The sequence below is a fragment of the Methyloceanibacter sp. genome, assembly GCF_050728395.1.
GTDB lineage: Bacteria > Pseudomonadota > Alphaproteobacteria > Rhizobiales > Methyloligellaceae > Methyloceanibacter.
In genome coordinates this window covers 1-5,557 of sequence record NZ_JBOHJB010000140.1, presented here as the reverse complement: position 1 = coordinate 5,557, position 5,557 = coordinate 1, and the positions used below count along the sequence as shown (strand labels likewise).

At 64.6% G+C, this 5,557-nt stretch carries 3 protein-coding genes; all 3 read right to left on the bottom strand.

The annotated features are described in order from the left end of the window. Window positions 1-1,506, bottom strand: a 1,506-nt coding sequence (locus ACREC7_RS15545) for an amino acid permease (protein ID WP_431556602.1), incomplete at its 3' end; no start/stop codon positions are given. Window positions 1,507-1,657: 151 nt separating this feature from the next. Then, the gene (locus tag ACREC7_RS15540; RefSeq protein WP_431556603.1) at window positions 1,658-3,763 is read right to left on the bottom strand and encodes an AsmA family protein; all 2,106 of its coding nucleotides are present in this window, start codon (window positions 3,761-3,763) and stop codon (window positions 1,658-1,660) included. 86 nt (window positions 3,764-3,849) lie between these two features. Further along, on the bottom strand, window positions 3,850-5,142 hold the full coding sequence (locus ACREC7_RS15535) for an SH3 domain-containing protein (protein ID WP_431556601.1): 1,293 nt from the start codon (window positions 5,140-5,142) through the stop codon (window positions 3,850-3,852). Window positions 5,143-5,557: the final 415 nt, after the last annotated feature.

Below are 5,557 nucleotides of genomic sequence, written 5' to 3'. Positions count from 1 at the left end.
CTCCGGCGACAAGACGAGCGTCTTCCGTCCATAGGCCGCGAAATAGAGGATGGCAAGCGCGTACCAGATCGCCACGCCGATCACACCGGTGCGATATACGGGATCGGCGAGCTGGAAGCCAATGGTGACGAGCGCGATGATCACGGTGAGCGCCGCCCCGGCCACGCCGACCGGGCTGCGATAGGGCCGCTCGATGTTGGGAAAGCGGCGGCGAAGCTGGATGAAGGTGAGGCCCTGCAACAAATAGGAGATCATGGCTCCGAACACCGCCATGTTCAGCAATACGCCGCCGATGAACGAGCCGGCCGCTTCTCCGCCCATGGCGAACCACACGACCAACATCACCGCGAGCCCGACCACGGCGCCGGCCATCAGCGCGATGTTCGGCGTCTTGTGCTCGCCATGGGTCACCGACAGGAAATGCGGGAAGTAGCCCGCCCGCGACAGCGAGTAGATCTGCCGCCCGTAGGCGAAGATGATGGCGTGGAAGCTTGCCACCAGCCCGGTGACGGCGGCCAAGGCCAGCGCGTTCGCAGCTTCGGTCCGGAAGATCACGCGGAAGCCGTCGAGGATCGGCTCGGCCGAGGTGCCGAGCGCGAAGGCGCCGTGCACGGTGGCGAACGCACCGCTCGCGTCGGCGACCTGGCGTTCGATCGGAATTGACGGGTTGAACAACAGAATAAGGAAGCCGAGCGCGATCAACGTGAACATGCCGAGCATGATGCCTCTAGGCATGTCGCGCTTGGGGTCCGCCGACTCTTCCGCCGCGAGCGGCAACTGCTCGATGGCGAGAAACAGCCAGACCGCAAAGGGCATGGCGGCAAGGACGCCGTATATCCCGAACGGCAGGAACGGACCATGGCCTTGAGGCAACTCGATCGCCGCTCCGGTCGCCGGGTCGGCGCCGATGTTCAACGCGTATTTGCCGAAATCGAAAAACGGAAGCGCGCTCACGAAGAACACGATCAGAATGCCGATGGCGAGCAGGGTCATGATGATGGTGACCATGAACGACAGCTCGACGCCGCGGATGTTGAGCCCGACAAAAATGACGTAACCGAACATCCACCAGAGCGGTTGGAACGCGGCGGGCGTGTCGAAAATCGCCGTGAGATAGGTGCCGATGAAGTACACGATCACCGCCGGCGTCAGCACATATTCGATGTTCTCGGCGACGCCTGTGATGAAGCCGCCCCACGGCCCGAAAGCGGTGCGCGCGAAGGAATAGGCGCCGCCGGTATGGGGCAACGCCGGGCTCATCTCGGCGATGGAATAAGTCAGGCCGAGATACATGATGGTGATGATGATGGTGCCGAGGAACATGCCGCCCCAGCCGCCGACGGTGAAGCCCAGGTTCCAGCCCGAGAAATCGCCCGAGATGACCGCGGCGACGCCGAGCGCCCACAGCGACATGACCCCTGCGTGGCGCCTGAGCTCGCGCTGATTGAAATAGTCCTCGCCGGGAACGTGATAGGAAATCCCGCCTTCGTGCCGCTTCTCCGTCATCGCGCCGGTCCCTCTCTCGCGAATTCGCCGCACCTTAGTCCAACTGCGGCAGTTGCACCACGCCGGTTCGGCTCGGAGCCGGCGAAGGGCAGCGCAAAGAGACTTAAATCTTAGGCTTTTTTCAGCTCGAAGGCGGTTGTACGAGCGCCGATTAGAAGGCCCCGAAGATATTCTGCATGAACTGTTTGGGCGCGGGCTTTGCCGGGGCGACGGCGGCCGGTTGAGCTGGAGGGCTGCCAACCGGTTTCGGAGCCGTGCCCGCGGCCTTGGCCTGCTTCTGTTTGCCCTTCTTCTTGGCAGGCTGTTCCACCTGCGGCGCGGCAGACTGAGGCGGTGCCGCCGCCGGAGTGCTGGCACGATCGGCGCCGAGGAGCTGTCCCAATCCTTGCACCACACCCTGGGAGCCCTGGTCGGCTTGGATCAGATCCTCGATCGATCCGCCGGCCTTCCCCTTCACCAATCCGGCGATACCGCCAGTGCTGCTCAACGCGCCGCCAAGGCCGTCAGCGCTCGGCAGCTTGACCAAGCCTCCGCCGAGCTTGCTCAACTTCTCATAGGCGGCTTGCGGATTTTCCAGGATGCCGGCGATGTCGGGATAGATCGAGGGCGCGGCCCATGGCCCATTGATGGCGACCGGCACGCCGAGGCCCTGAAGGTCGTTCTTGCCGCCCTGGCCCTGGAGGCTCGCCACCACCTGCGGGTCGACGCGGAAGTTGAGGGTCTGCGCCGGAAGGTCGACGGTGCCGGCACCGGCCATGCGCACGAGCGGGCCGCTGAGATGAAGATCGCTCGTCTGGGCTTTGCCTTGCGCGATTTTGAAATTCGCGCCGAGCGAGGCGAAGTCGGTCTTCTCAGCCTCACCCGACTGCCACCCCGACAAGGTCGCCGAGCCGAGATTGCGCACCATCTTGGCGACATTGATGCCGCGAATGGCGCCGTCGCTGAATTCGAGACCAGCAGTGCCATTCAACGCCGAGACCATCGCCCGCTGGCTTGCGCCGTTCGTAACGAGATCGACGGCGATGGCCGCCTTGCCTTCGATGCGCTCGAAGGCCGCCGCGTCGTCGAGGAACGGATAGGCGTCGAGATTGGAGAGCGAAAAGCGGAAGGCCTCAACCGGAGTCTTTCCGGTCGCATCGACGCTTAGGACCCCGGTACCGACGCCGCCATAGAGCTGGAAATTGGGCAGTTCGAGTTTGAGCTTGCCGCCGGCCACTCCCGCGCGGATGCCGATGGGACCGGTTTTGATCGTGCCGTAGCTCAACCGATCGACACTGAGATTGACCTGGGCATTGACGGCCTTGAGGCCGGAGAAGTCGATTTTGGCGTCACTCCAACCGCTTGCCCCGTTATCGGGGCCGGCGGGCGCCTTGCCGTTTCCGCCAAGCAAGCCATCGACGTTGAGGCTGTCGCCATTGAGCGACGCCTTGATCTGGGGAACGGTGCCGGAAAGGTTTGCCGAGACCGCGCCGCGCAGCGTCGTTTCACCGGCCCTCGCCCTCAAGCCGTCAAGCGCGAGCACGTCGCCGGTATAGGTGGCAGTGCCCATCAGCGCGAGCTTCAGGGGGAAGTAGGCAGGAGCATCCACGTCGAACAGAAGCTGGGCTGCTTCTCCGTCAAGGAACGGCCCGAAGCTTGAGATTGAGCCGGTCACGCCGAGCGGCTGACCGTCGAACCTTGCTTTGACGTCGAGCGATAGGGAAGCGTCGAAGGCAGGAAGCGAGGCTGTGAGGTTCAAGCCGTCGATGCGCTTGCCTGGCGCCCCGCCCTCGCCGCGCAGGATCAGCGTGCCGTCCTCGATGCGCAGGCTGTCGAGGCTGAGGGTCTGGAGCGCCGCGGCGATCGACGCCCCGCCCCCGGGCTTTTCACTCCGCTCGGCGCCCGCAGTCTTGTCGCCCGTAGTCTTGGGGCTTGCTTCCGGCATGGTGACGATCGGGCCGATCAGCGCGATCTCGGTGAGCTGGACCTTGCCGCTGAAGAGTGGCGCCACGGCGAGGCCAAATCGGAGCTCTTTCGCCGTCGCCAAATCGACGGTGCCGGCGCCTTTCGTTTGCGCCACACCGACATCCTCGGCCACGAGCTTGAGCGTCGGGAAGGCGGAGATGTGCAGGGACCCGTTGACCGTGAGGCGATAGCCGGTCGCTTCCTCGATCTCGGCGAATAGCTTGTTCCGCACATCCTCGGCGGAAATGAACAGGGGGGCGACAAAGACGACGGCCAGGCCGACGGCGACGATGGCCGCGAGGCTCCACAACACGAGACGCAATTTCCCCTCCAAGGGCAGGAGTCCAATTGCTTAACCCTACCCTCGGGAGTCCTAAAAAACCGGTAACCATCAAATCATTAGCCGCCGCTCAGCCACGACGGCCAGAACGAGCCTTCAGCATCCGACTGGTCCGCCCTGGCCCGCCGTGTCTTGCTCCCGGCGTAAACCCAGCCGCTCTCCGACGTCGCGGGGTTGGTCACCTTCACCCAGCCGCGTTTCCGCCCCATGACCTCGAGCTTGCTGCCCTTGGCGACCACGCTGATCACCTCCGCCGACGATGTCGGTCCTTTGCGCAGATTGACGAACTCCGGCGCAATCCACGCTTTGGCATCGCCATCGCCGTCCTGCGAAGGCAGAACGTGCGCCGGCGGGGCCAGTGGTGTGTCCGGCGTGGTGAAGACCTCCTCGACACCGCTTGCTCCGAGAAGCTGCTGGGTCTTTCCATCCCATGCGGCGACGTCGACAAGGTTTGGGTCGTAGATGTGTTCCGGCACCGGCGCCTGACCCTGGGCAGAATCGTTAGCCCCAGGATCGGACGCCGCCGCCACCTTTAAGGTTGTCTCGGTCCCGGCAAGGATTTCGCCGTCGGCTGCAACGAGCTTGACCCGGAGCTTGCTCTCGCCGCTCGCAGCCTTGGGCAGCGCGATCCGCAAATCGCCGATTTCGTCCGTCCTCAGGTTCCATTCCGCCTCGCCATAGGGACGCCCGGCCGACAAGGTTGCGCCGTGCGGCAGCCCGGCGATGGCGATGACGCTGCGGGCAGGCAATGCACCTGCGTGGTCGAGCGCGACGGCGAAGGGTGTTTCGCCGCCGGCCTCAGCGTCGAGCGCGTCAGGCGCGCTGAGAGCGAGCGCTCCAACGGCGGCGACCTGCTTCGACTGAACCCGGTCGGGCACCGGCATGGTTGCGGCAAGAGATGCCTTGGCCGCCGGCGATGGTACGCTTTCAGCGTGGGCGCCGGTCGACCACGGCGTCTTGATCGCGCCGAGCCACAGCATGGCCCCGAGCGTCAAGCTCGGAAGCAGCGCGACGGCGATGAGCACGGCGATGAGCGTCCGCATCCCCGACGCTGAAGCAAGGATGGGTGACCACGGGACCTTCTGGTCGAATGGCTGATCCTTGGACGCGACTTTCGGTGCCGCCTCCTCTGGCGCCGCGTCAGATTGGGTGCCGGGCGAGCCGGGCGCACCAGGTGCGAAGCGCTCGGCGATCCGTGCGAGCGCCTTCTGATCCGCGCCCGAGATATGGGGCTTCGGTTGCGACTTCGGACGTGTCTGTCGCCGCGCCGTCAGGCTGATCATGTCGGCCCCGGGCCGGGAAACGCGTGGCGGCAGCACACTGTCAGGCGAGTTGAGCTTAGGGTAACCCATGGGGACCTCCCATGTTGGCGGCGTTGAGCACAAAGTCAGGGTCGGACAGCCGTCCGGAAGCGGCAGCTTCCTCGGCTGTCTGTGAAAGGACGCCATTTACCGGAACGCGCAGAAGGCAGCGCCACCAACCCATAGACGCAGCAACCCCGTGCCCAGAAAAGCACCACAAAACGCTTCTGTACTGTCGCCGCTGCATTCCCTCTTCGAGTGCCCTAACGAGGAAGGCGCCTAGGCGGTTCCATCCTTAGGCAAAAATTGGGGTGGGTTGACGGCCGCAGTGCGGGCAGGAAGCGCCCCATCGCCACAATTCGCCTACGTTTCCGCGATAGGCCCTACGCGCGACGCCCTCCAAACGCGCACGTCTCCCAAGTTTTCGGCCAATTTTTGGGGGGAATCGGGGTATGGAAAACCGCCC

Bases quoted from the DNA above. Each gene is read 5' to 3' on its own strand.
- ACREC7_RS15535 (WP_431556601.1), bottom strand. From the start codon at position 5,142: ATGGGTTACCCTAAGCTCAACTCGCCTGACAGTGTGCTGCCGCCACGC.